This window comes from Rhizobium sp. GR12, from assembly GCF_036596185.1.
In the GTDB taxonomy this organism is placed as follows: Bacteria; Pseudomonadota; Alphaproteobacteria; order Rhizobiales; family Rhizobiaceae; genus Agrobacterium; species Agrobacterium nepotum.
Map to the genome: position 1 here is coordinate 241,162 of NZ_JASXTH010000005.1, position 25,282 is coordinate 266,443.

Annotated in this window: 28 protein-coding genes; 15 read left to right on the forward strand and 13 right to left on the reverse strand. The window is 60.7% G+C overall.

From position 1 onward, the window contains the following. Position 1 precedes the first annotated feature (1 nt). Together rnr and topA are read right to left on the reverse strand one after the other, a co-directional pair. On the reverse strand, positions 2-2,356 hold the full coding sequence (gene rnr, locus QSK43_RS10930) for a ribonuclease R (RefSeq protein WP_332303473.1): 2,355 nt from the start codon (positions 2,354-2,356) through the stop codon (positions 2-4). Then, a complete protein-coding gene (topA, locus tag QSK43_RS10935; protein ID WP_332303474.1) occupies positions 2,353-5,034 on the reverse strand; it encodes a type I DNA topoisomerase in 2,682 nt (893 codons plus the stop codon). The genes rnr and topA overlap by 4 nt, the downstream gene beginning before the upstream one ends. Before the next feature lie 259 nt (positions 5,035-5,293). Here topA and QSK43_RS10940 point away from each other — a divergent pair, with 259 nt between their 5' ends. Further along, complete coding sequence (locus tag QSK43_RS10940) at positions 5,294-5,524, forward strand: hypothetical protein (RefSeq protein ID WP_045018653.1); 231 nt, start codon at positions 5,294-5,296, stop codon at positions 5,522-5,524. Here the strand turns inward: QSK43_RS10940 and dprA are convergent. The 5 genes from dprA to QSK43_RS10965 form a co-directional block, all read right to left on the reverse strand. Beyond that, positions 5,480-6,619, reverse strand: coding sequence for a DNA-processing protein DprA (gene dprA / locus QSK43_RS10945; protein WP_045018651.1), 1,140 nt, complete (start codon positions 6,617-6,619; stop codon positions 5,480-5,482). The genes QSK43_RS10940 and dprA overlap by 45 nt on opposite strands. A 21-nt stretch (positions 6,620-6,640) precedes the next feature. Next, a complete protein-coding gene (plsY, locus tag QSK43_RS10950) occupies positions 6,641-7,258 on the reverse strand; it encodes a glycerol-3-phosphate 1-O-acyltransferase PlsY (protein ID WP_332303475.1) in 618 nt (205 codons plus the stop codon). 45 nt (positions 7,259-7,303) lie between these two features. Next, entirely contained in the window at positions 7,304-8,596 is a 1,293-nt protein-coding gene (locus tag QSK43_RS10955) for a dihydroorotase (protein ID WP_332303476.1), read from the reverse strand. Then, entirely contained in the window at positions 8,593-9,534 is a 942-nt protein-coding gene (locus QSK43_RS10960; protein ID WP_045018644.1) for an aspartate carbamoyltransferase catalytic subunit, read from the reverse strand. The genes QSK43_RS10955 and QSK43_RS10960 overlap by 4 nt, the downstream gene beginning before the upstream one ends. 294 nt (positions 9,535-9,828) lie before the next feature. Further along, positions 9,829-10,260: a DUF4440 domain-containing protein gene (locus QSK43_RS10965; protein WP_045018642.1), complete on the reverse strand. Its 432-nt coding sequence runs from the start codon at positions 10,258-10,260 to the stop codon at positions 9,829-9,831. A gap of 352 nt (positions 10,261-10,612) precedes the next feature. Here QSK43_RS10965 and QSK43_RS10970 point away from each other — a divergent pair, with 352 nt between their 5' ends. The 5 genes from QSK43_RS10970 to QSK43_RS10990 all read left to right on the forward strand — a co-directional run bounded on the left by QSK43_RS10970 (position 10,613) and on the right by QSK43_RS10990 (position 14,527). Beyond that, positions 10,613-12,265, forward strand: a complete 1,653-nt coding sequence (locus QSK43_RS10970) for an acyl-CoA dehydrogenase family protein (protein ID WP_332303477.1) — start codon at positions 10,613-10,615, stop codon at positions 12,263-12,265. Between the two features lie 136 nt (positions 12,266-12,401). Beyond that, positions 12,402-13,013 carry a GNAT family N-acetyltransferase gene (locus QSK43_RS10975; RefSeq protein ID WP_045018825.1) on the forward strand — a complete coding sequence of 204 codons (612 nt, stop codon included), beginning with the start codon at positions 12,402-12,404 and terminating at the stop codon, positions 13,011-13,013. A gap of 138 nt (positions 13,014-13,151) precedes the next feature. Then, the gene (locus tag QSK43_RS10980; RefSeq protein WP_045018638.1) at positions 13,152-13,796 is read left to right on the forward strand and encodes a TetR/AcrR family transcriptional regulator; all 645 of its coding nucleotides are present in this window, start codon (positions 13,152-13,154) and stop codon (positions 13,794-13,796) included. A 285-nt stretch (positions 13,797-14,081) separates the two neighbouring features. Continuing rightward, a complete protein-coding gene (locus QSK43_RS10985) occupies positions 14,082-14,213 on the forward strand; it encodes a hypothetical protein (protein ID WP_332303577.1) in 132 nt (43 codons plus the stop codon). Further along, positions 14,210-14,527 (forward strand): DUF6105 family protein, encoded by a 318-nt coding sequence (locus QSK43_RS10990; protein ID WP_045018636.1) that lies wholly within the window; start codon positions 14,210-14,212, stop codon positions 14,525-14,527. Before QSK43_RS10985 ends, QSK43_RS10990 begins: the two co-directional genes overlap by 4 nt. On the opposite strand, the gene ruvX is transcribed toward QSK43_RS10990, so the two are convergent. After that, complete coding sequence (gene ruvX, locus QSK43_RS10995) at positions 14,479-14,958, reverse strand: Holliday junction resolvase RuvX (protein ID WP_045018634.1); 480 nt, start codon at positions 14,956-14,958, stop codon at positions 14,479-14,481. The genes QSK43_RS10990 and ruvX overlap by 49 nt on opposite strands. A gap of 15 nt (positions 14,959-14,973) precedes the next feature. Further along, positions 14,974-15,276 (reverse strand): alkylphosphonate utilization protein, encoded by a 303-nt coding sequence (locus QSK43_RS11000; RefSeq protein ID WP_045018632.1) that lies wholly within the window; start codon positions 15,274-15,276, stop codon positions 14,974-14,976. Between the two features lie 84 nt (positions 15,277-15,360). On the opposite strand from QSK43_RS11000, the gene QSK43_RS11005 reads away from it, so the two are divergent. From QSK43_RS11005 to gatA, 3 genes are all read left to right on the forward strand, one after another. After that, on the forward strand, positions 15,361-16,065 hold the full coding sequence (locus tag QSK43_RS11005; RefSeq protein WP_332303478.1) for a metal-dependent hydrolase: 705 nt from the start codon (positions 15,361-15,363) through the stop codon (positions 16,063-16,065). A gap of 125 nt (positions 16,066-16,190) precedes the next feature. Continuing rightward, positions 16,191-16,478 carry an Asp-tRNA(Asn)/Glu-tRNA(Gln) amidotransferase subunit GatC gene (gatC, locus tag QSK43_RS11010; protein WP_045018628.1) on the forward strand — a complete coding sequence of 96 codons (288 nt, stop codon included), beginning with the start codon at positions 16,191-16,193 and terminating at the stop codon, positions 16,476-16,478. Between the two features lie 56 nt (positions 16,479-16,534). Continuing rightward, the gene (gatA, locus tag QSK43_RS11015) at positions 16,535-18,016 is read left to right on the forward strand and encodes an Asp-tRNA(Asn)/Glu-tRNA(Gln) amidotransferase subunit GatA (RefSeq protein ID WP_332303479.1); all 1,482 of its coding nucleotides are present in this window, start codon (positions 16,535-16,537) and stop codon (positions 18,014-18,016) included. Positions 18,017-18,080: 64 nt separating this feature from the next. Here gatA and QSK43_RS11020 read toward each other — a convergent pair whose 3' ends face one another. Continuing rightward, positions 18,081-18,338, reverse strand: coding sequence for a YjhX family toxin (locus QSK43_RS11020; protein WP_332303480.1), 258 nt, complete (start codon positions 18,336-18,338; stop codon positions 18,081-18,083). Between the two features lie 301 nt (positions 18,339-18,639). Here QSK43_RS11020 and QSK43_RS11025 point away from each other — a divergent pair, with 301 nt between their 5' ends. Continuing rightward, positions 18,640-19,149, forward strand: coding sequence for a GNAT family N-acetyltransferase (locus tag QSK43_RS11025; protein WP_045018622.1), 510 nt, complete (start codon positions 18,640-18,642; stop codon positions 19,147-19,149). On the opposite strand, the gene QSK43_RS11030 is transcribed toward QSK43_RS11025, so the two are convergent. After that, positions 19,131-19,463, reverse strand: a complete 333-nt coding sequence (locus tag QSK43_RS11030; protein WP_045018823.1) for a DUF1294 domain-containing protein — start codon at positions 19,461-19,463, stop codon at positions 19,131-19,133. The two genes, QSK43_RS11025 and QSK43_RS11030, sit on opposite strands and share 19 nt — an antisense overlap. Before the next feature lie 151 nt (positions 19,464-19,614). On the opposite strand from QSK43_RS11030, the gene gatB reads away from it, so the two are divergent. The 5 genes from gatB (at position 19,615) to QSK43_RS11055 (ending at position 23,293) form a co-directional block, all read left to right on the forward strand. Then, positions 19,615-21,120 (forward strand): Asp-tRNA(Asn)/Glu-tRNA(Gln) amidotransferase subunit GatB, encoded by a 1,506-nt coding sequence (gene gatB / locus QSK43_RS11035; protein ID WP_332303481.1) that lies wholly within the window; start codon positions 19,615-19,617, stop codon positions 21,118-21,120. Positions 21,121-21,259: 139 nt separating this feature from the next. After that, entirely contained in the window at positions 21,260-21,757 is a 498-nt protein-coding gene (locus QSK43_RS11040) for a GNAT family N-acetyltransferase (RefSeq protein ID WP_332303482.1), read from the forward strand. After that, entirely contained in the window at positions 21,754-22,227 is a 474-nt protein-coding gene (locus QSK43_RS11045) for a GNAT family N-acetyltransferase (RefSeq protein WP_332303483.1), read from the forward strand. The genes QSK43_RS11040 and QSK43_RS11045 overlap by 4 nt, the downstream gene beginning before the upstream one ends. A gap of 110 nt (positions 22,228-22,337) precedes the next feature. Continuing rightward, positions 22,338-22,736 carry an NADH:ubiquinone oxidoreductase subunit NDUFA12 gene (locus QSK43_RS11050; protein WP_045018616.1) on the forward strand — a complete coding sequence of 133 codons (399 nt, stop codon included), beginning with the start codon at positions 22,338-22,340 and terminating at the stop codon, positions 22,734-22,736. 119 nt (positions 22,737-22,855) lie between these two features. Beyond that, positions 22,856-23,293, forward strand: coding sequence for a DUF2155 domain-containing protein (locus QSK43_RS11055; protein ID WP_045018614.1), 438 nt, complete (start codon positions 22,856-22,858; stop codon positions 23,291-23,293). 16 nt (positions 23,294-23,309) lie between these two features. On the opposite strand, the gene aat is transcribed toward QSK43_RS11055, so the two are convergent. Together aat and accC are read right to left on the reverse strand one after the other, a co-directional pair. Beyond that, entirely contained in the window at positions 23,310-23,924 is a 615-nt protein-coding gene (gene aat / locus QSK43_RS11060; protein WP_045018612.1) for a leucyl/phenylalanyl-tRNA--protein transferase, read from the reverse strand. A gap of 6 nt (positions 23,925-23,930) precedes the next feature. Next, positions 23,931-25,277 carry an acetyl-CoA carboxylase biotin carboxylase subunit gene (gene accC / locus QSK43_RS11065; protein WP_045018610.1) on the reverse strand — a complete coding sequence of 449 codons (1,347 nt, stop codon included), beginning with the start codon at positions 25,275-25,277 and terminating at the stop codon, positions 23,931-23,933. Positions 25,278-25,282 lie beyond the last annotated feature (5 nt).

Below are 25,282 nucleotides of genomic sequence, written 5' to 3' on the forward strand. Positions count from 1 at the left end.
GTTACCGTCGTCCTCTCGGCGGGCGCGTTCCGGGCTTGGCGCCAGGACGCGATGTCCGCCGGCCCGCCTTGTGGAACGACCGCGAGCCGACCGGCATCTTGCGCCCCGGGCTCAGCATTTCGAAACGCAACGCGCCAGCCAGTGGCACCGCTTCCGCAAGCCGCACCTGAACCGTGTCGCCAAGCTGATAACCGAGACCCGTCTTTTCCCCCGTCAGAGCCTGATGCGCCTCGTCGTAAAAGAAATAGTCGGTTCCGAGTGTAGATATAGGAACAAACCCGTCCGCACCAAACTTTGGCAGCGCGACAAATAGTCCCGCCTTGGTGACACCGGCGATGCGGCCATCGAACTCCTCGCCGACGCGTTCGGAAAGATGATGCGCGATCAGCCGGTTGATGGTGTCGCGTTCGGCGGCCATGGCGCGGCGCTCGAAGGTCGAGATTTCGGCGGCGATGTCGTCCAGCGTCGCCTCTTCCTGCGGGGTGATGCCGCCTTCGCCGAGGCCTAGCGAGCCGACGAGCGCGCGATGCACGATCAGATCGGCATAACGGCGGATCGGCGAGGTGAAATGTGCGTATTTCATCAGGTTGAGGCCGAAATGGCCGATATTGTCAGGGCTGTAGATCGCCTGGCTCTGGCTGCGCAGCACCATCTCGTTGACCATGATCTGGTGCGGCGTGTCGAGCGCGCGCGCCAGAATACCGTTGAAGGAATTGGCGCGCATGGCCACGCCCTTGGCCATGGAAATGCCGATGGTGCCGAGGAATTCGCGCAGCACTTCCTGCTTGGTAAGCGTCGGAGCGTCATGCACGCGGTAGACCAGTCGCTGCTTTTTCTTTTCCAGCGTCTCGGCGGCGGCGACATTCGCCTGGATCATCATTTCCTCGATCAGCTTGTGCGCGTCGAGGCGTTCGGGAATGACGACCTTGTCCACCGTGCCGTCGGGCCGCAGCTGGATCTTGCGCTCCGGCATATCGAGTTCCAGCGGCTGGCGGCGGTCACGGCCGCGCTTCATCACCTCGTAGGCGTGCCAGAGCGGCTTGAGGATGGGCTCCAGCAGCGCGCCGGTCTTGTCGTCCGGTGTACCGTCGATCGCTGCCTGCGCCTGCTGGTAGGAGAGCTTGGCAGCACTCTTCATCATGATGCGGTGGAAAGTGTGGCCCGCTTTGCGGCCTTCCTTCGAAAAAGTCATCCGCACCGCAAGGGCAGGGCGGTCAACGCCTTCCTTCAGCGAGCAGAGATCGTTGGAGATGCGTTCCGGCAGCATCGGCACGACACGATCAGGGAAATAGACGGAGTTGCCGCGCTTCAGCGCCTCGCGGTCGAGCGGCGCGCCGGATCGCACATACCAGGACACATCGGCGATGGCGACGGTGACGATGATGCCGTCCGGATTGTCGGGCGAGGGGTCCAGCTCGGCATAGACCGCGTCGTCATGGTCCTTGGCATCGGCCGGATCGATGGTGATGAGCGGCAGATCGCGCCAGTCCTCGCGGTGCGACATGGTTGCGGCCTTGGCGGCGTCCGCCTCGGCCAGAACATTCGGCGGGAAGATGTGCGGAATACCGTGGGCATGGATCGCGATCATCGAGATCGCCTTTTCCGAGGCCACGGAGCCGACGACGGAGAGAACCTTCGCGCGTGTCAGGCCGTAACGGCCGCTGTTGCGCGAGGTTTCCACCTCGATCAGATCGCCGTCCTTGGCATCGCCGACACCATCGGGGTCGATCACCATTTCCTCGCCGCGCCGGTCGATCGGCATCAGGCGTCCGCCGCCGCCTTCCGTTTCCTTGAACACGCCAAGCAGCGCGTTCTGGCGACGGTCGATCAGCTTGACGACGCGGGCGGTATAGGCCGGGCCGACGCTGTCCTTGGAGGGGAAGATCTTTGCCAGAATGCGATCGCCGAGACCGGCGGCCGGAGCTTTCTTGCCGCGATCCTGCGAAGACTGGCGGATGAGCACGGCGGGAGCCGCACCCAGATCCTCCGGCCATTCGGCCGGCCGGCCGATCAATTCGCCGTCCTTGTCGCGGGTGGTGATGTCGAGAACCGTCACCGGCGGCAGGCCGCCCGGCCGCGTCAGCGACTTGCGGCTCTTCTGCACCATGCCATCGGTTTCAAGTTCTTTCAGCAGCGCCTTGAGCACGATGCGGTCATCGCCCTTCAGCCCGAAAGCCTTGGCGATTTCGCGTTTGGAGGCCTGCTGCGGATGCTCCGCAATGAATTTCAGCAGCACTTCGCGGGAAGGTACCTCGCCATGGATGATGCCTTCACCTTCATTTGCCCGCTTGCCGCGCCCGGTACGTCCGAAGCCGTCGCTGGCGGAACCCTGTCTCTGACGCGGCGCCTTGCTCACGATTCTGCCTTCTTGGGTTTGGCCGCAGCCTTCGGCTTGGCGGCCGTCTTGCTCTTTGTTGCGGCCTTGGCTTTCGCCTTCGGCTTTGCGGCGGCGTCGCCGTCGGCCTTCTTGGCGGCTGGCTTCTTGGCCTTTACCGGCTTGCCGCCAGTTCCGGTCTTGGCGATGCGCTCGGCAATCAGCACCAGCGACTCGTCCAGCGTCACCGAGACGGGATCCTGCCCCTTCGGAATGGTGGCGTTGACCTTGCCCCAGTTGACGTAAGCGCCGTAACGTCCGTCGCGGACGGTGATCGCGCCGCCATCGGGATGGTCACCCAGTTCCTTCAGAGCCGCAGGCGTGCCATTGCGGCCGCGCCCCGGTCCCTTGCTCAGTTTCTCGGCAATGACGGTGACGGCACGGTTGAGGCCGATCGAGAACACGTCCTCGATGCTTTCGAGGTTCGCATAGGAACCGTCATGCAGCAGGAAGGGTCCGTAGCGGCCAAGGCCGGCGGAAATCATCTTGCCTGTTTCGGGATGTTTGCCGATATCGCGCGGCAGGTTGATGAGCGCCAGCGCCTTCTCGTGATCGATGTCTTCCGGCTTCCAGCCCTTGGGCAGCGAGGAGCGCTTGGCCTCCTTGCCGTCGCCGCGCTGGATGTAGGGCCCGAATCGGCCAGAGCGCAGCGTCAGCTCTTCGCCCGTCATCGGGTCGGCGCCAAGCGCTTTCGGTTCGTTGGATACGGAAGCGTCTGCTTCCGACCCATCGGAGGTGAGCTGGCGGGTGAAGTTACATTCCGGATAGTTGGAGCAACCGACGAATGCGCCGTATTTGCCAAGCTTCAGCGAAAGATTGCCGGTGCCGCAAACCTGACAGATGCGCGGATCGGAACCGTCTTCGCGCTTGGGGAAGACCAGCGGCGCCAGAACCTCGTTCAGCGCGTCGAGCACATTGGTGACGCGCAATTCCTTGGTATCTTCGATCTGCGCGAAGAAATCCTTCCAGAAATCGCGCAGTACCTGCTTCCAGTCCAGTTCGCCCGCTGAAATACGGTCGAGCTTTTCTTCCAGATCGGCGGTGAAGTCGTATTCGACATATTTGGCGAAGAAGCTTTCGAGGAAAGCCGTCACCAGCCTTCCGCGAGAATGGGGAATGAGCTTGCGCTTGTCGACAACGATATATTCGCGGTCGCTCAGCGTTTTCAGCGTCGCCGCATAGGTGGAAGGACGGCCGATGCCGAGTTCTTCCATCTTCTTGATGAGCGAGGCTTCCGAATAACGCGGCGGCGGCTCGGTGAAGTGCTGGCTGGCGTTGATCTTCTGCTTGGCGAGGTTCTCGCGCGCATTGATCTGCGGCAGGCGGCCTTCGTCGTCACCGTCGTCGCTCTGCTCGCCATCTTCCTTCTGGTCGGTATAGGCGGCGATAAAGCCGTCGAAACGGATCACGGAGCCGACGGCGCGAAGCCCCACTTTTTCGCCGGCCTTGTCGGCGAGGATTTCCACCGTCGTGCGTTCGATTTCAGCAGAGGCCATCTGGCTGGCGATGCCGCGCTTCCAGACGAGGTCGTAAAGACGCAACTGGTCGGCATCGAGGAAACGCTTCACCTGATCCGGCGTGCGGTTGAAATCGGTCGGGCGGATAGCCTCGTGCGCTTCCTGGGCGTTCTTTGCCTTGGTCGAATAGAAACGTGCCTTTTCCGGCACATAGCGGTCGCCGAATTGCTCGCCAATGGCGAGGCGTGCGGCATCGATTGCTTCCGGCGCCATCTGCACGCCGTCGGTACGCATATAGGTGATCAGACCGACGGTCTCGCCGCCGATGTCGATGCCTTCATAAAGCTTCTGCGCCACCTGCATGGTCCGCGAGGCGGAAAAGCCCATGCGCGAGGATGCAGCCTGTTGCAGGGTGGAGGTGGTGAAGGGCGGGCCGGGATTGCGCTTGACCGGTTTAGCCTCGACCGTGTCGACGACATAGGTTGCGCCTTCGAGCAGCGCCTTCAGGCGGTTGGCGTCATCACCGGTCTTGATCGAGCGGCTTTGCAGCTTCTTGCCATCGGCGGAAACCAGCTTCGCCTCGAACTCGTCACCGCGCGGTGTCTTCAAAAGCGCGCTGATGTTCCAGTATTCCTCGGAGACGAAACGTTCGATCTCGGATTCGCGATCGCAGACGAGACGCAGCGAAACGGACTGCACGCGGCCAGCGGAACGGGCGCCGGGCAGCTTGCGCCACAGCACCGGCGACAGGTTGAAACCGACGAGATAGTCCAGCGCACGGCGGGCGAGATAGGCATCGACCAGCGGTATGTCGATGTCGCGCGGGTTCGCCATCGCGTCCAGCACCGCCTTTTTGGTGATGGCGTTGAAGACCACACGTTTTACCGGCTTGTCGCCGAGAACGCGCTTCTTCTTCAGGAGATCGAGCACATGCCAGGAAATCGCCTCGCCCTCGCGATCCGGGTCGGTTGCGAGAAACAGGCCGTCGGAGGCTTTCACCGCATCGGCAATGTCCTTCATGCGCTTGGCGGACGCGCTGTCGACCTCCCAGGACATTTCGAAGTCCTGGTCGGGCAGCACCGATCCGTCCTTGGCAGGAAGGTCCCGGACGTGGCCAAAGGATGCAAGAACCTTGTAGCCCGGACCAAGATACTTGTTGATCGTCTTGGCTTTGGCCGGAGATTCTACGACGACGACATTCATATTTTTTTCTCTGGGAACTGGTCCGTTAACATAGCCGGATTGCAACCGAGTGTCGCAACAGGGCCTCTTTATAATTCGACATGGACAGGTAATGCGCGCTGGTCAAGAGGCAAGGCCGATTTTATCGTTACACGCGGCCTGCAACCTATGATTTCCGTGCGATTGTATTGCAATCTTTGGTGAATTAGTTATGATTGGAAACATCATTTGATTTTTACTCAAAGCTCTTCATTTCAGGCTGTATTCGCAGGATAAATATATGGTCCCCGACATAACAAACAATAAGGCCGATAATGAGGGAACCCGGGAGAATTTAGCCTATATCCGGCAGATGCTCGCGGAACTGAGGCTCGTCGCCAATCGCGAAGGCGCCGACATGCTGTGTTATCTGATTGAAATGGCCTATGTGGAAGTCGGCGATATCCAGAGCGGGCGACGCAAGCTTTCAATCCGCGAGGAGCGAAACCCGCCCCCCGGCATGCCGGTTTAGCCGTCCGGCTATATCGAGTTCCAGAAGCACCATGTGAACGGTGGCAGCGGAAAAACCCGTATGGCGGATAATATCGTCGGTCTCGACTGGTGAGTGACCGAGGGCGGCGGCAACGACGCTGCGCTCGTCGTCTCCGGGCGGTGACATCTCCGTGTCGGATCGTGGTTCCTCGATCTTGCGTTCAAGCGGCAATTGCGGTTCCATCAGCGGCCGCAGCGCATCGAGAATATCGGCAGCACCCGTGGTCAGCATCGCGCCTTCCTTGATCAGCCGGTTGGTGCCTTCGCATCGCGCGTCGAGCGGGGAGCCGGGCACGGCGAAAACCAGCCGGCCCGCTTCGCCGGCAAGCCGCGCCGTGATCAGCGAGCCGGAGCGTTCCGCCGCCTCCACGATGACGACGCCGAGCGAGACGCCTGATATCAGCCGGTTGCGGCGGGGAAAATCCCGTGCGCGCGGTTCCCAGCCAAACGGCATTTCGCTGATCGTTGCGCCACCCTGTTCGTAGATATCCTGCAGAAGCCCTAAATTTTCCTGCGGGTAGGGACGGTCGAGACCACCCGCCAGCATGGCCACCGTGCCGGTTGCAAGGCTTGCCCGGTGCGCCGCCGCATCGATGCCGCGCGCCAATCCGGAAGCGATCGTATAGCCCGCACGACCGCAGTCACGCGAGAGCATCGCGGCGAATTTCGCGCCGTTGATGGAGGCGTTGCGTGATCCGACGATGCCGACGCATGGTCTTGTTGCGGTGGAGGCTGAACCCTTCATGGCGATCAGCGGCGGCGCGCCGTCCAGATGTCGCAAGGCGGGCGGATAGTCCGGCTCGCCGATGCCGACGAAGCGCGCGCCGAATTTTTCAGCCGTTTCGATTTCGCGTTCCGCTTCCGCCTGGGTGGCGATGCGCGGACTGCGTGAGGAACCGCCGCGCCTTGAAAGCTCGGGCAGGGCGTCGAGCGCTTTTTCAGCGCTACCGAAATGATTGATGAGTTCGCGGAAGGTGACGGGGCCGATATTGTCGCTGCGGATCAGCCGCAGCCAGGCGAGCCGCTGCCGCGCGGAAAGCTCTATGCCCTGCCGTATCGTTTCCTCATGCGGCATGACATATCCTTGAAGCTGGCTTCAGCCCTTTTGCCCGATCCTGCTTTCGGTACCCGCCAGAAGCCGGGCGATATTCTCGCGGTGCTTCCACCAGGAAATCGCGCTCAGCAGCGTCACCAGCAACGCCGTCTTTTCAGGCCCGAGTACCCATAGGGCCACGGGGATGACAAGCATGGCCAGCAGCGCCGACAGCGAGGAGTAGCGGGTGACAAAGGCGGTCGCGAGCCAGATCAGCGCGAAGGCCAGCATCAACAGGGGGGCAGCACCCAGAAGCACGCCGATATAGGTGGCCACACCCTTGCCGCCCTTGAAGCCGAGCCACACCGGAAACAGATGGCCGAGAAAGGCGAAGAAACCGGCAACCAGCGAAGCCTCGTAACCCCAGAGCGCATTGGCGACCAGCACCGCTGCCGTGGCTTTCAGCGCATCGAGCAGCAATGTGCCGGCAGCGAGTTTCTTGTTGCCGGTACGCAGCACGTTGGTTGCGCCGATATTGCCCGAACCGATATTGCGCACGTCGCCGAGCCCCGCCATGCGGGTGAGAAGAAGGCCGAAGGGTATCGAGCCGAACAGATAGCCGATCAGCGCCGCAAGCGCGAGAAGGGCAGGCGCCGTCTGCCAGTCAGTCAAAGCACTCATTCAACGTTCCCTCTGTCGCGCGCCTGCGTGATCTCTGCCGTGATCTTATGCCAAGGAATGGACCGCTTTGCCAGCCACATAAGTGGCGACAGCGCGGCCGCTGAAACGGGCGTCCTCGAACGGCGTATTCTTGGATTTCGACACCAGCTGTTCCCTGGTGACGAGCCACGGCTCGTCGAGATCGATCAGGGTGATATCGGCCTTCGCGCCCGCCTTCAGAGTGCCTGCATCCAGACCGAAGATTTTCGCCGGGCGGGTGGAAAGCGCATCGATCAGCCGCATCAACGGAACCTCGCCGCTGTGGTAGAGACGAAGGGCCGCCGCCAGCATGGTTTCCAGCCCCACCGCGCCGCTTGCCGCATCCGAAAAGGGCAGGCGCTTGGTATCCACATCCTGCGGATCATGCGAGGAAACGATGATATCGATGGTGCCGTCCTTCAGTGCCTCGACCATGGCCTTGCGGTCCTCTTCGGCGCGCAGCGGCGGCGAGAGCTTGAAGAAGGTACGATATTCGCCGATATCGTTCTCGTTGAGCGTCAGATGGTTGATCGAGATGCCGCAGGTGGCTTTTACGCCCCGCTGCCGGGCAAGTCGGATCGCTTCGGCCGATTCCGGCACGGAAATCTTGGCGGCGTGGTAGATCGCCTGGGTCAGACCGGCAATGCGCAGGTCGCGTTCCAGAGGAATGATCTCGGCTTCCTTCGGAATGCCTGACAGACCGAGCCAGCTCGCAAAAAGCCCCTCGTTCATGTCGCCGCCGCCGATATATTTGTCGCGGGTCTCGAGAGCGATCACCGCGCCCAATTCGCGCGCATAGGTCATGGCGCGGCGCAGTACGAGCGTATCGGAAAGCGCCTTACGGCCGTTGGTGAAGGCCACCGCACCGGCTTCCTTCAGCATGCCGATCTCGGTCATTTCCTCGCCCTTGAGGCCTTTGGTCAGCGCCGCAGCGGGATAGACGTTGACGAGCGCCTTGTCGCGCGCCGCCTTCTTGACGTATTCGACCAGCGCAATGTCATCGATGACGGGGTCGGTGTCGGGCATCACGATGATGCTGGTAACGCCGCCGGCCGCTGCCGCGCGCGAGGCGGATTCGATCGTCTCACGGTGTTCGCCACCCGGCTCGCCGACGAAGACGCGGGCGTCCACCAGGCCGGGAACGGCTACCAGCCCTCTGCAATCGCGAACCGTCGCACCTTCGGGAGCACCCTGATTATGGGCATCTTTGCCCGAAGCAAGGATCGTGCCGTCGGCCGCAATAACGATGCTGCCGGTCTCGTCCAGATCGCGGGAGGGATCGACGATGCGGAGGTTTTTAAGAACGGTTACGGCACTCATACGCGCTCACCCTGATTTTGCGAGACAAGCAGGGTTTCCATGACAGCCATGCGCACGGCAACCCCCATTTCCACCTGGCTTTCGATGACGCTTTGCGGGCCGTCGGCCACTTCGGAGGCGATTTCCACGCCACGGTTCATCGGGCCGGGATGCATGACCAGCGCATCTTCCTTCGCTGCCTTCAATTTTTCGGCGTCGAGACCGTAATAATGGAAATATTCGCGCACCGAAGGCACGAAGGAGCCGGACATGCGCTCGCGCTGCAGGCGCAGCATCATCACCACATCGGCGTTCTTCAGCCCTTCCTTCATGTCGTGGAAAACCTCGACGCTCATGTCGCGGATGCCGGAGGGCAGAAGCGTGGCGGGTGCGACGACGCGCACGCGAGCACCCATCTGGTTGAGCAGGATGATGTTGGAACGGGCGACACGCGAATGCAGTACGTCGCCGCAGATCGCAACCGTTATTCCCGACAGATCGCCCTTGGCGCGACGGATGGTCAGTGCGTCGAGCAGCGCCTGCGTCGGGTGTTCGTGCTGGCCATCGCCGGCATTGACCACGGAGCAGGCGACCTTCTGCGCGAGCAGGGCTGCGGCGCCGGCCGAGGAGTGGCGCACGATCAATACATCCGGGCGCATGGCGTTTAGCGTCATCGCCGTGTCGATCAGCGTTTCGCCCTTCTTCACCGAGGAATTGCTGACCGACATGTTCATCACATCGGCGCCGAGGCGTTTTCCGGCAAGTTCGAAGGAGGATTGCGTCCGCGTCGAGGCTTCGAAGAACAGGTTGATCTGCGTGAGGCCCCGGAGCGTCGAGGTCTTTTTCTCGCGCTGGCGGCTGATTTTCACCGCCTCGTCGGCCTTGTCGAGAAGCAGGGTTATATCCTGATGGGAAAGCCCCTTGATGCCGAGGAGATGGCGATGGGGGAAGAAGACCATGCGGTTGCCTCCTGACGGGCGTCGCATTTTCCCGTGAAAATGCCCGGAACGCCCGAATGCTGATCCGTGCGCTCCCATTCGCTGTGAACACGCCTGTGGAGTGCCGCTGAATTCGGTCCTGCGCTCTATAGAGATTGCTCGCCGCAGGGGCAAGCACCCGTGAACCCTCGAAATGAAAACAGGGCGATGTTTCCCCAGCCCTCGAAAAAAAGTGGATTACCCTGCGTCGCAAGTCCTTCAAAACCACGCAGGGCGCGACCCCGCATTTGCGGCTAGCGATGGATCGGGTGAACGTCAGACAATGCCATGCTTCCTTAAAAGCGCCTGCTCGTCGCCTGACGCCCAGCCGAAAACTTTCGGCTCCCTGTCCAGTTGCTGGATGAAGTAATGAACATCGAAATCTATTGCGACATCCGATTGGCCCTTGCGGGCAAAGGTCGCCGTCCAGGCAACATGGGCAACGCAATGATGTTCATCGATGGGCGAGAGGCGGATATCGCGTATCCGCATCTTTTTCGTTCCCATGGCCCGATAGCGTTCATAACCCTTCGTCATGGCTTGCTTCAGTTGACCGTCGTTCTTTCCAGTCATCACCCCGGCAGGGGAAGCGGCTATGAAATCGGAGGCATAGAGCGATGCGACCTCTTCCATATCCGTATCACCGTTGAGGGACCTGTTGAAAAAGCGCTCATATCGCTCGAAGAGCTTTCTTACGCTGGCCTCCATGGTCTCTTCTCCAAATGTAGCTTTGTTCCGTGAGGTCATGAGCCGAGAGGTTGCGACACCTCAAGAACAGAATTTTGCAGAAGTTGCGCGCGCGGAATGCCCAATGAAAATACCCCCGGGTGGAATGAACGCCTGCAATGATCGTCTGTTCCGTCGGGTCGTCGCCGGCTCTCTCATCCACCATGCTGGTGCTGTCCCTCGGTCTTGCCGGAAACGTATTCGGCATTCGCAAAGGCCGGTCCTGAAAAATGCCGAAAGCGGGGTTTTAATCGTCTCAATCGCTTCCTGTGGGCGGGATTATGCAATATCACCCCACTATGCAATTCCAGTAGAAAACAGCTAGAAGCAGTTGATGACCCAGAATTCCCGGACAGAAGAAACGCTCGCCGAACTGAACCAGCCAAGCCTCTGGTCCGGTATCAATGCCTATCGTTCCGATCCGCTGATCGTCGACCTCACCTCCGGCCTGTCTCGCAATCTGCGGGACGAGTTCGACCAGATCGGGCGTTATGTTACCTCGCACGAGGCGCAAGAACTAGCGCGCATGGCCAATCAGGGCCTGCCGCAGCTGCACACCCACGGCCCGCGCGGCGAGCGTCTCGATCAGGTGGAGTTCCACCCCGCCTGGCACGCGCTGATGCGCCGTTCCATGTCATCGGGTCTTCATTCCAGCGTCTGGGAAAACGCGACCGAAACGCGCGGCAACGAACACAAGGCCCGCGCCACCAAATTTTATCTGACCTCGCAGCTTGAGGCGGGGCACCTCTGCCCGCTGACCATGACCAGCGCCTCTGTCGCCGCCATCATGACCTCGCCGCGCGTGCAGAAGGAATGGGTGCCGAAAATCCTGTCGCGTAAATATGATTCCTCGCAGAAGCCTGCTCTGCAGAAAACCGCCGTCACCGTCGGCATGGGCATGACGGAAAAGCAGGGCGGCACGGATGTGCGCGCCAACCGCACCACGGCGGAGCGGGTAGGCGAGGGCATCTATCGCCTGTCCGGCCACAAATGGTTCCTGTCCGCGCCGATGAGCGACGGTTTCGTGATGCTGGCGCAGATGGGCGACGGCATGGGCTGTTTCCTAGTGCCGCGTTATCTGGAAGACGGCTCCGCCAACGGCCTGCATTTCCAGCGCCTGAAGGACAAGCTCGGCAACCGTTCCAACGCCTCCGCCGAAGTCGAGTTCACCGATGCTTTCGGTTATCTCCTCGGTGAGCCGGGCAGCGGTGTGCGCACTATTCTCGACATGGTGACGCTGACGCGGCTCGATTGCGCACTGGCGTCATCCGGCATGATGCGCGCTTCGCTGGCCGAAGCCGTGCATTTCGCACGCGGCCGTTCGGTCTTCGGCAAGACGCTGGTCAGCCAGCCGATCATGACGCGCGTTCTCGCCGACATGGCGCTGGATGTTGCTGCCGCGACGGCACTCTCCTTCCGGCTGGCGTCGGCTTTCGATGCTGCGCGCAACAATGCCGCCGAGGCGGCCTATGCGCGGGTGATGACGCCGATTGTGAAATACTGGTGCTGCAAGATCGCACCGGCCCTGATTTTTGAGGCCATGGAGTGCCTGGGCGGCAATGGATATGTCGAGGAACGGCCGATTGCCCGCCACTACCGCGAAGCGCCGGTCAACGCCATCTGGGAAGGTTCCGGAAACGTCATGGCGCTGGATGTGCTGCGAGTTCTCCAGCGCGGCAAGGATCTGTTCGATCTCGTTTTCCAGACGCTGGAGCGTGACCTCGGACCCGCCGGCAAAAAGACGACGGACGTCCTGCGCGCCGCGATAGCACTTGCCGAACGTGACGAAGGGGCGGCCCGCCTGCTGGTCGAGCAATTCGCGCTCGCTGCCGCTGCCGCCGAACTTTGCCGGCTTGGTGCCGGCAAGATCGCCGATGCGTTCCTGGAAACCCGTCTGGCGGGCGGTTGGCGGCATACTTACGGCATGCTCGATTCCCGCTTCGATCCGAATTATATAATCGATCTTCTGTATCCGCCCGCGTCCTGAGCGACAAAGGGCGGATGACGGTTGTTGCAGTCCCGGCGGGAGGGGTCTCGGATTTGAAAAAAAGCGGTGGCGTGGAGCGTGCTGTTATCTGTCAAAACATTCTGGCGTGTCGATGCGCGGCAATGGAGGGCGGCCAATGCTGACTTTTCGTTCCGCCCGTCCCGAAGATGAGGACGCGCTTTACGCCATAAGCCTTGCCACCGGTGACGCCGGAGAGGATGCGACACCGCTTTATCGCGACGGCCGCATGGTCGGGCATATCTATTCCGTGCCCTATCTGCATCTGTGGCCCGATGCCGTTTTTGTAGCGGAGGACGAGGAGGGTGTGTGCGGGTACATCGCCGGCGCACTCAATACGACCCTGCATGATGAGAGGCTGGAGCGGGAGTGGTGGCCGCATCTGCGCGCCCTTTACCCCGACCCCGGTGGCGACCAGCAGACATGGAACGCCGACCAGCGCCGCGCCCATTTCATCCACCACCCGCGCCACACGCCTGCCTGGCTCACCGATCCGTTTCCGGCCCATATCCACATGAACCTTCTGCCGCGCACGCAGGGCAAGGGCGGCGGCACGCGACTTTTGTCGCGCTGGCTGGATATGGCGAGACAAAACAACGTCTACGGCATCCACCTCGGCGCCAGCGAGCGCAACGGTGCAGGCATGCGCTTTTGGGAAACGCGCGGCTTCAAACGTCTCGAAAGCCACGAGACGCCCGGCACCGTTTGGTTCGGCATGGCGCTGGAGTGATATATTTTCCGGAGCACGGGTCCTTGATCTTCACTCATCCACAGGAACCTTCCCCCCAACCGCTCCGCCACGTTGTTCTTGCCTTCATGCTTTGTTAACTCCTTGAAGCAGGCCTTTTTAGAGAACGGGTAGAAAAGCATGCTGGCGACCGCAGAGGTGATTTCAGCCGACAGACCGGAAAAACGCATCAAGGATCGCGCAGCGACCGAGAAGGCGATTTTTGATGCGGCGCGATCGCTTCTTTCCGAAGAAGGCTTTCAGGGTTTCGGCATCAATGCGGTGGCCCGCCGCGCCGGCTGCGACAAACAGCTCATCTATCGTTATTTCGGCGGTCTGGACGGCCTGATCGAGGCGATCGGCGAGGATCTCGGCTCCTGGGTGAAGGACCGTATTCCTGAAGACACCGGCGGCATGTTCCTTTTGACCTATGGCGATCTCATGGAAAAGCTGGCGCTTTATTTCATGGACGCGCTGCGCAGCGATCCTCTCGTCTGCAAGATCATCGCCTGGGAAGTGTCGGATGGCTCGCCGCAGGTCAGGCAGCTTGCCGAAGCCCGCGCCAAATCGCTTGGCAAATGGCTGGAGCGCATGCGCGGTTCGCTGGCCGCGCCAAAGGGTGTGGATACCGCAGCCGTCAACGCCGTGCTGTTCGCCGCAATCCAGCACCTCGTCATTTCCGCCGCAACCAGCGGCCAGTTTGCCGGTGTGCCGCTGAAATCGGACCGTGACTGGGACAAGATCGCCACCGCGGTCAAAAGACTGGTCCGCGGCGTTTACAGCTGAACCCGGTTTCAGCGCAGGCGAGACCGTGGCCTGCAACGGGGTCACGCCGACATTAACGAAAAATTAGCCATGTTTTCACCCGGCCCGCAACCCTTCGACAGGATTGCCCGTTGCCTTGGGGATGAGCTTTTCCACACCCGCCCCGGCCGCGTTAACCATAATCCCAGCTTTCGTTTGCGCCGCCATGGCTGCGGGTCCAGTGTGGATTAACGAAATGTTAACCATGCGCAATGAGTGCGCATAAGGGAGCCGCAAGTGAGCCGCTGGACAGCTTTAGGCGTCATGATGACGTTTTTTGTAATGCTGCCGTTGGATATCGACGCGCCGGCGCTGAACCTTTGCCTGATGGCTCTGGTGCGCTGGGCGGTGCTTGCCGGCATCCCCGACACGGTATTTGGCGGGGAGCAGACGGCATGAAATGGTTTCTGATCCTGTGGGCCGGTCCCGTCGCATTGCTGGGCAGCTGGTACTGGCTTTCCTATTACGACATGAGCTTTGGTTTTTACATGCTGACGCGCCAGACGCATGATCTGGTGTTCCAGATTTACGGCAATATTCTCGGCTTGCCGCCGGAAAGCCTGCCGCCGCTGGTGGCGCGCGCCATTGCGGTCGACAGCCTGATTGTTTTCGCGATCCTTGCTTTCCGCAAGAGAAAGCAGATTGCCAGCTGGTGGCTGGGTCCTCAGCCCGTCGAGCGAGCGAGAGCCGAAAGCCTGTCCAGCGCGCCCTGAAGAATAAAGCTCGCGGCTGCCGAATCGATGCGTTCGGCCCGCTTGGCGCGTGACACGTCCATTTCCAGAAGCGCACGCTCGGCGGCGACCGTCGAAAGCCGCTCATCCCAGAAAATGAAGGGCAGGGCGGTTTTTTCGCCCATGGTGCGAACGAAGGCGCGCGTTGCCTGCACGCGTGGTCCGGCTGATCCGTCCATGTTCATCGGCAGGCCGATGATGAAGGCGGATACCTTCTCCTTTTCGGCGAAGGCCAGCAGCACCTCTGCGTCCTTCGTGAATTTCACCCGCTTGATGACGGGGCGTGGCGTCGCGAAGCGCCGAGACAGGTCCGACATGGCAAGCCCGATGGTTTTCGTGCCGAGGTCGAGGCCGGCAATCGCCTGTGCGGGCTGAAGCGTTTCCGCAAGCTCCTCGATGGTGAGTATCGCCATGTCGCGTGTTGCCTTTTATCGTTTGCGGACAAATTCGGTGCGCAGCACCAGACCCTTGACGGTTTCGTGCCTGCAATCGATCTCTTCCGGATTTCCGGTCAGGCGGATCGATTTGATGACGGTGCCCTGCTTGATGACCGTATTGGTACCCTTGACCTTCAGATCCTTGATCAGCGTCACCTGGTCGCCATCCGAAAGCAGATTGCCCGCCGCGTCGCGCACTTCCTTCGCGCGCGCCGCTTCTGCGGCCAGTTCGGAAGCCGGACGCCATTCGCCGCTCGCTTCGTCATACACGTATTCGTCATCGTTCGCGGCCATTGTCGCCTCTCTGAAATATCGGTAGTGCGGTTGAACAGGCCGTCCTATGTCATAATATACCGGCAATACGAAGGAGAAACTTCCATGAAAATCACCTGGCTCGGCCATTCCGCCTTCCGCCTTGAAACCGGCAACACGAAAATCCTCATCGATCCGTTCTTCACCGGCAATCCCGCATTTGCCGGACAGGATGCGAAGACGGCGGCGCAGGGCATCACGCATATTCTCCTCACCCACGGCCATGGCGACCATGTCGGCGACACCGTCGAGCTTGCCCGCGAAACGGGCGCCACCGTGCTTGCCAATGCCGATCTCGCCAGCTGGCTTGCCGCCAAGGGCGTCGCAAAGATCGATATGGGCAATACCGGCGGTACGGTGCATTTCGAAGGTTTTTCCGTCACCTTCACCAACGCGCTGCATTCATCCGCCCAGATCACCGAGGATGGCGTTTCCCATTCGCTCGGCAACGCTAATGGCCTGATGCTGCATTTCGAAGACGGCCCGGCCGTCTATCACATGGGCGATACGGATATTTTCTCCGATATGAAGCTTATCAACGAATTGCACCAGCCGGATATCGGTCTCGTGCCGATCGGCGACCGCTTCACCATGGGTGGGGCTGTGGCGGCGCTCGCCTGCCAGCGCTTCTTCAAGTTCGAAAATGTCATCCCCTGCCATTACGGTTCCTTCCCGATCATCGACCAGACGCCGGAGAAGTTCGTGACCGGCATGGAAGGGTCGGAAGCGCGCGTCCACACGCCGAAGCCGGGCGATACGCTGTCCTTCTGAGGCTCCATTCAGGCATGTCGCCGCAGCAAAACCGCTCCACAGTTTGATGCGACATGCTTTCTACCGTTGCGAATGGCGGGCATGGTGATTATAGCGGTTAGGAAAATTCTGACCGGAGTAGAACCATGTCCGTCGACCTTGCCACCGTGAAGCGCGTTGCGCGCCTTGCCCGTATCGCTGTCAATGATGAAGAAGCACAAAATATGCTCGGTCAGCTGAACGGCATACTCGGTTTCGTGGAGCAGCTTTCGGAAGTGAATGTCGACGGCGTCGAGCCGATGACCTCCGTTACCCCGGTGGAAATGAAAAAGCGCGCCGACGTGGTGACTGATGGCAGCAAGGCGGAAGATATCGTCGCCAATGCGCCCGCGACCGACCGGGACTTCTTCATGGTTCCGAAAGTGGTCGAATAATCCGACCGCCGTTTGCCGCCCGATTTTTCCGAGATTTTCGAAAGCCGTTGCCGACCATGACCGACCTGACGAGCCTGACCATTGCCGAAGCCCGCGAAAAGCTGAAGGCGAAAGAGTTTTCCGCCCTCGAGCTGACGGACGCCTATCTTTCCGCCATCGACGCGGCGAACGGCGCGCTGAACGCCTATGTCGCGACCACGCCTGAAAAGGCGCGAGAAATGGCGAAAGCCTCCGATGGCCGCATCGCCGCAGGTTCAGCGGGCGAGCTGGAAGGCGTTCCGCTGGGCGTGAAGGACCTGTTCGCCACCCGCGACGTGCACACGCAGGCATGTTCGCATGTTCTCGACGGCTTCAAGCCGAAATACGAATCCACCGTCACCCAGAACCTCTGGGATCAGGGCGCCGTCATGCTTGGCAAGCTGAACATGGACGAATTCGCCATGGGCTCGTCCAATGAAAGCTCCTGGTACGGTCCGGTCATCAACCCCTGGCGCGCCAACGGCTCCGAGCAGAAGCTGGTGCCCGGCGGCTCTTCCGGCGGTTCGGCCGCAGCCGTTGCCGCGCATCTGTGCGCAGGCGCCACCGCAACCGATACCGGCGGCTCCATCCGCCAGCCGGCGGCCTTTACCGGCACCGTTGGCATCAAGCCAACCTATGGCCGCTGCTCGCGCTTCGGTATCGTCGCTTATGCCTCCTCGCTCGATCAGGCAGGCCCGATCGCCCGTGATGTGCGTGACGCCGCTATCCTGTTGAAGACCATGGCAAGCGTTGACGCCAAGGACACGACCTCCGTTAACCTGCCGGTGCCGGATTACGAAAAGGCCATCGGCCAGTCGCTCAAGGGCCTGAAGATCGGTATCCCGAAAGAATACCGTGTTGACGGCATGCCGGAAGAGATCGAAAAGCTCTGGGCAAAGGGCGTGGAATGGCTGCGTGACGCCGGTGCCGAGGTCGTCGATATCTCGTTGCCGCACACCAAATACGCGCTGCCCGCCTATTACATCGTTGCGCCCGCGGAAGCCTCTTCCAACCTTGCCCGTTATGACGGCGTGCGTTACGGCCTCCGCGTCGACGGCAAGGACATTGCCGACATGTACGAGAAGAGCCGCGCCGCCGGTTTCGGCAAGGAAGTGCAGCGCCGCATCATGGTCGGCACCTATGTGCTTTCGGCCGGTTATTACGACGCATATTATCTCAAGGCGCAGAAGGTCCGCACCCTCATCAAGCGTGACTTCGAAAACGTCTTCCATGAGGGCGTCGACGCCATCTTGGCACCGATCACCCCGTCTTCCGCCTTCGCGGTCGGCGACGAGGAACTCGCTTCCGATCCGGTGAAGATGTATCTTCAGGACGTCTTCACCATCACGGTCAACATGGCCGGTCTTCCCGGCCTTTCGGTGCCTGCCGGCCTTGATGGCAAGGGCCTGCCGCTCGGCCTGCAGCTCATTGGCAAGCCTTTTGAGGAAGAAACGCTGTTCAAGACGGCGCATGCGATCGAACAGGCCGCCGGCAAGTTCACACCCGCCAAGTGGTGGTGAGAAAAGCTTGGCAACGACGCTAGGGAAACCTGACGGGCGGCACCCAGTGCCGCCCGTTTGTTTTTCATCGATTGTCCAGTTCGCCCCGCACGAGTTCCAGCCCGCGCGTGGTGATGCGGTAAGGCTTACCCCCCGAGGAGGCGATGGCCCTTTTCCGTTTCAGTTTGCGGAAGGTCAGGAGATCGAGACCGCTGAAGATCCAGCCGTCGCGCGTATAGAGGGCGATTTTTTCGATTTTGCGGTCGTCGTCTCGAACGAGTTCGATGCTGCCGCCCTGGGCGAGCAGGTGAAGAATGCGCTGTTCGGCGCGAGAAATGTCCATTTTCGGAAATCCGGTCGGCGTCTTTTAGACGCGTGAAAACAAACCCGGGCGCCGTTAAGGCATCCGGCTCGGTTTCATTTGGGCCCGGCGCGCAAGAAATTTGCGGGCAGGGCCGTTACCGGGACTCCGATTGAGCGAACATAAAAACTCCTTGCATACTCTTTTTGGTTAGCGGGCGAGACCGGCGCGGTCAAGTCCGGTGGGTATCCCCAGACCGGGCGGGAAGGGATGCGGTTCGGAGACCGCTCTGGCCGAATCACGCCGCCGGTGCTTTACTTCGGTTGGCCATGGAGGGCACGGCTTGATTGTCATTCGCAATGCGCATGAGCAGGAAGCGAAGGTTCTGGCGGCCATCGGCCTCAGGGCATGGCGGCAGGCGACGATGGCGCTCGGCATCACCACACCGCTTTACGACAATGCCGCCAGCGCTTTTTCAAATTTCACCCGCTCGTCCTGGCTTGCCATCCGCGTGGCGGAATTTGGCGGCGCGGTTGCCGGATGGGCGGCGCGGGAACATTTCAACGAGGCGATTTCCGATTTCTGGATCGATCCGGATTTTCAGCGCCGGGGTATCGGCAGTCTCCTGCTCACCGATGTGGAGCAGCAGATATTGCAGCGGGGTTTCGAAACCATCCGGCTTGAAACCCATGCGCAGAACGAACCGGCGGTCGCCTTTTTCCGCCATCACGGTTACAGCGTCCGCTGGCTCTCCGTCTCCTATGCGCCAAAGCTCGACCGCGACGTGCAATCTGTCGGCCTGCAAAAGCAGCTCGTCGAGGTCGAGAGCAGTCTTTACGGCACGGAGTTCTGAGTAAGGGCCCTCAGGCCGCTTGCCAGCCGCATCGGCCAGTCCGGCATGATGGCGAGGGACGCGACCAGGCCCGCCTGCAATATCACGATGGATATCAGGATGCTGCGGAAGGGTTCCTTGCGGGTTTTGTGCCGCAGAAGCCGTTGCGCCGAGATCGCGCCCATGCTGCCGCCCACAAAGGCGAGCGACAACAACGTGCTCTCCCGAATGCGCCACCCGCCGTTCCTTGCCGCCTCCTTGTCCCACCAATAGACAAGAAAGACGAACAGATTGAAGGCGATATAGGTCATGAAACAGAGGGCGATCGTCATCATGACGTGAATTGAAACCGGGAAGCGTAAAAAATACGTATGCAGCGTCGCCGAAAATCCGGCGCATCGCGTGACGGGGCGCAAGATGTCTTGCGCCCGCGCTGCATTTGTTCTACCCACCAGAGCCAAAGAACCCGTATATCGTGAGCTTCAGATGACCCTTGTAGACGTGCGCACCCCCGACCCGAAACGCTTCATTCCCGGCGCCACCGGCGATTGGGAAATCGTGATCGGCCTGGAGGTGCATGCGCAGGTTCTCTCCAATTCCAAGCTGTTTTCCGGCGCTTCGACCACCTTCGGCAATGCGCCGAACTCCAACGTGTCGCTGGTGGACGCCGCCATGCCCGGCATGCTTCCCGTTATCAACGAGGAATGCGTCAAACAGGCGGTACGCACCGGTCTCGGCCTGAAGGCGAAGATCAACAACCGTTCGATCTTCGACCGCAAGAACTACTTCTATCCGGATTTGCCGCAGGGCTACCAGATTTCGCAGTTCAAGGACCCGATCGTCGGTGAGGGCATCATCACCATTTCGCTGGGGCCAGACCGTCAGGGCAATTTCGAAGATATCGAGATCGGCATCGAGCGCCTGCATCTGGAGCAGGATGCCGGCAAGTCCATGCATGACCAGCACCCGACCATGTCCTTCGTCGACCTGAACCGTTCGGGCGTGGCGCTGATGGAAATCGTCTCCAAGCCCGACATGCGCTCGTCAGACGAGGCGAAGGCCTATCTCACCAAGCTGCGTTCCATCGTGCGTTATCTCGGCACCTGCGACGGCAATATGGACGAAGGCTCCATGCGCGCCGACGTCAACGTCTCCGTGCGCCGCCCGGGCGAAGGTTTCGGTACGCGTTGCGAAATCAAGAACGTCAACTCCATCCGCTTCGTCGGCCAGGCCATCGAATATGAGGCGCGCCGCCAGGTCGCCATTCTGGAAGACGGCGGTTCCATCGATCAGGAGACCCGCCTGTTCGATCCGGGCAAGGGCGAGACGCGCTCCATGCGCTCGAAGGAAGATGCGCATGACTACCGTTATTTCCCCGATCCGGACCTTTTGCCGCTCGAATTCGACGATGCCTTCGTTGAGGCGTTGAAGGTCGATCTGCCGGAGCTTCCCGACGACAAGAAAGCCCGTTTCGTGGCCGATCTCGGACTGTCGGTCTATGACGCCTCGATCCTCGTTTCGGAAAAGGCGATCGCCGACTATTACGAGGCTGTCGCCGCTGGCCGCGATGCGAAGGCCGCTGCCAACTGGGTCATCAACGACCTGCTCGGCGCACTCAACAAATCAGGCAAGGATATCGAGACGACGCCGGTTTCGCCGGAACAGCTCGGCGGTATCATCGATCTCATCAAGGCCGAGACCATTTCGGGCAAGATCGCCAAGGACCTGTTCGAGATCGTCTGGAACGAGGGCGGTAATCCGGCGGAAATCGTCGAGACGCGCGGCATGAAACAGGTGACGGATACCGGCGCCATCGAAAAGGCCGTGGACGAAATCATCGCCGCCAATCCCGATCAGGTCGAGAAGGTCAAGGCGAAGCCGACGCTTGCCGGCTGGTTCGTTGGCCAGGTCATGAAGGCGACGGGCGGCAAGGCCAACCCGCAGGCCGTTCAGGCGCTGGTAAAGGCCAAGCTCGGTATCGAGGAAGAGTAAGCGGCGGGGTTGTTTTCCTCTCTGGCGTCATGGTCGGGCTTGACCCGGCCATCCACAGGCGTTGAGGCGGAGCTGCGCTGACTGTTGAGTATCTGCCGGGATCACGCCCGGCATTTCTGTTTCAAGACGGAGCCAAATCATGTTTTTCATCCGCACGGCAAGCCAGCGCGATATCGAGCCGGTCCGGGCGCTGCTCGCCGCGACATGGCACGCGACCTATGATGCGATCTACGGCGCGGACAAGGTGAAGGAGCTGATTGCCGTATGGCATTCGCCGCAGGCCATGAAGGACCGCATCGAGAAAAAGGGCGGCGAATTTCTGGTTGCCGATAATGGCCGGCAGATTGGCGGCATGGCCTATGCTTCCATGTCCACCAAGATGAGCAAGACGGCCCTGCTGCACCAGCTTTATGTCGGGCCGGAATTCCAGCGCCAGGGCGTCGGCCGTGATCTCTTTGCCGAACTCGAAACCTGTTTCCCGGATGCGGAAATCATGCGTCTTGAGGTCGAGCCCAAAAATACTGTCGCAATCGCCTTTTATGAAGGCGTCGGTTTTGCCGAAGTAGACCGAATCGAGCGCATGGCGGGCATCGAGGGTTTGCCAGGCATCGTTATGGAAAAGAGCCTGAAACGATGAATGCGACATTGGAAAAACTGACAATCCGGACGGCAACCGAAGCGGATGTTCCGGCACTCGCCGCCATTTATGCCGCCGACGAGGTCGGAGGCCACGGCGATACGGTCGACGAATCGGCGCAGGCGGACTATCTCGCGGCCTTCCGGGAAATCGAGGCCTCACCCAGCGAAACCCTTTGTGTGGCGGAACTGGATGGCGAGGTGGTCGGCACGTTCCAGACGGCCATCCTGACCAAGCTCATCGGGCGCGGGGCCAAATCCATGGTGATCGAGGCGGTGCAGACACGCTCCGACATGCGCGGTCGCGGCATCGGCGCGGTGATGATCAATTATTGCCTTGCGGACGCGCGGCGCAGGGGGCTGAACGCGGTACAGCTCACGTCGAACATGGCTCGGCTGGATGCCCATCGTTTTTACGAGCGGCTGGGTTTCGAGAAGCGGCATTTCGGCTTCAGGATGAAGCTGAAATAGCGCGGATATATCGGGAAATGCTGGACAATCGCCGTGAGGGGCGGCATAAGCTTGTCCTGTGCCGTGCGATTTAAAATCGCTGCGGCGCATTCAAGCCTGAGGAACGCATAATGAAGACTCTCCTGACGCAAATCTTCACATGGTGGAACGGCCAGACGATCGGAACGCGGTTTCATACCTGGCGTTTCGGCAAGAAGGTCGGACAGGACGAGTTGGGCAACACCTATTACGAAGGCGGCACCACCTCCTGGGGCATGCCGCGCCGCTGGGTGATCTACAACGGTTATGCCGAAGCCTCGGCCATTCCGCCCGGCTGGCATGGCTGGATGCATTACCGCACCGACGTGCCGCCGAGCCAGGAAACCTACGTTGCGCGCGAGTGGCAGAAGCCGCATCAGGCCAACCTCACGGGTACGTCCCAGGCCTATCGCCCGCCGGGATCGCTGGCTGTGGCCGGCGAGCGTCCGCGCGTGACTGGCGACTACGACGCCTGGACCCCCGGCAACTGAGCTATCGTGATGCGCGGAGTTGTGCAAAATCCGGGCCTCACCGGTTTTTGCCACATTCGGCCCTTAGGCGTTGATCCGGTCGGCATTTCGACACAGGCAAATATTTGGAGACATATCGTATGAGGAAATTCACGCGGGATCGTTCTTTGCGTGCACTGACGGTGTCGCTGTTTGCGGCGGTCTCTGCTGTCATCCTCATTTCGCCCGTCTCCGCCGCTCGTCTTGAAAACCGCGTGGCGGTGTTTTCCGGCATAGACAAGATCACCGGCCGCATCACCTCCTTCGATGTCTATATCGACGAGACGGTGCAGTTCGGTGCGCTTCAGGTGACACCGAAGGTCTGTTATTCCCGTGACCAAACGGAAACCCAGAAGATCGACGCTTTCATTGAGGTCGATGAAATCACGCTCGACCGTAAGATCAAGCGGATTTTCACCGGCTGGATGTTTGCCGACAGCCCCGGCCTCAATGCCGTCGAACACCCGATCTACGACGTCTGGCTGACGGGCTGCAAGCAGGACTCCGAAGTTCCGGCTCCCTCTACGGCAAGCAACTGACTTAACGTCAAGATTTTCAGAAGTGCAGGCTTGGCCGGTTGACGGCCAGATCGAGCATTTTCGCATATTCCTGCTTCGGCACGTCGATTGCGCCGAACGTCTTCAGGTGCTCGGTGGTGAATTGTGTGTCGAGCAGCACGAAGCCGCTGGCTCTCAGCCGTTCCACCAGATGCACGAGGCAGATCTTCGACGCATTGGTGCGGCGGGAAAACATGCTTTCGCCGAAGAAGGCGGCCCCGAGTGACACGCCATATAGCCCGCCGACAAGTTCTTTACCGTCCCAGGCCTCGACGCTGTGCGCGTGGCCGATCTGGTGCAATTCGGTGTAGAGCTTGCGAATGGTGGCGTTGATCCAGGTGCTCGGCCGGTCCGGCGCTTCGGCAGCGCATCCCGCCATCACCGCTTCGAAGGCGGTGTTGAAGCGTATTTCGAACGGCTTCCTGCGCATCACCTTGGCCAGGCTTTTGGAAACGTGGAAAGAGGCGAGGGGAATGATGCCGCGTATCTCCGGCTCGACCCAGAATAGCTCCGGGTCATCCGCCGAATCGGCCATGGGAAACAGGCCGGCGGAATAGGCGCGCAGCAACATATCGACGGTTATGCCGTTATTTTTGCTGCGCCGCCCAACCATATCGTCTTAGTGAGACGCATCACCGGCCAGATATTTTTCCAGCCAGTGAATGTCGTAGTTACCGTTGAGGATATCTTCGTTCTGAAGAAGGTCCTGGAACAGCGGCAGCGTGGTCTTGATGCCGTCGACGACGAACTCGTCCAGCGCCCGGCGTAGACGGCGGATGCATTCGTCACGATCACGACCGTGAACGATCAGCTTGCCGATCATGCTGTCGTAATAGGGCGGGATCTTGTAGCCCTGATAGGCGCCCGAATCGACGCGTACGCCAAGGCCGCCCGGCGTGTGGAAATAGGTCAGCGTGCCGGGGGACGGAACGAAGGTGCGCGGGTCCTCGGCATTGATTCGGCATTCGATGGCATGGCCACGGAATTCGATATCCGCCTGCGTGACCGACAGACCCTGGCCAGAGGCGACCCTGATCTGTTCCTGCACGAGATCCATGCCGGTGATCGCTTCCGTAACCGGATGTTCCACCTGAAGACGGGTGTTCATTTCGATGAAATAGAACTCGCCGTTTTCATAAAGGAACTCGATGGTGCCGGCGCCGCGATATTTGAGCTTACGCATGGCGTCGGCGCAAATCTCGCCGATCTTCATACGCTGTTCGACGGTCAGCGCCGGCGAATTGGCTTCTTCAAGCACCTTCTGGTGACGGCGCTGCAACGAGCAATCGCGTTCGCCGAGGTGAATGGCTTTGCCTTCGCCATCGCCGAAAACCTGCACTTCGATATGGCGCGGCTTGCCGAGGTATTTTTCCATGTAGACGGCGTCGTTGCCGAAGGCTGCTGCCGCTTCGGAGCGGGCAGTCGAAACGGCCTCGTCGAGATCTGCCTCGGTCTTCGCCACCTTCATGCCGCGACCACCGCCGCCCGCCGTCGCCTTGATGAGGACCGGGAAGCCGATCGTCCGGGCGATTTCGAGCGCGTTTTCAGGCTTCACTTCGCCGTCGGAGCCGGGAACGACGGGAATGCCGAGTTGCTGCGCCGTCTGCTTGGCGGTGATCTTGTCGCCCATGAGGCGGATATGTTCTGCGGTCGGCCCGATGAAGGTGATGCCGTGCGCGTCGAGAATATCGGCGAACTTGGCGTTTTCCGACAGGAAGCCGTAACCGGGGTGAACGGCGTCCGCACCGGTGATTTCGCAGGCCGCCACGATCTGGTGGATGTTGAGGTAGCTGTCACGCGAGGGCGGCGGGCCGATGCACACACTTTCGTCGGCAAGGCGCACATGCATGGCGTCCGCGTCTGCCGTGGAATGCACGGCCACCGTCGGAATGCCAAGCTCCTTGGCGGCACGCAGGACGCGCAGCGCGATCTCGCCGCGGTTGGCTATGAGGATCTTCGAAACCATGCTGA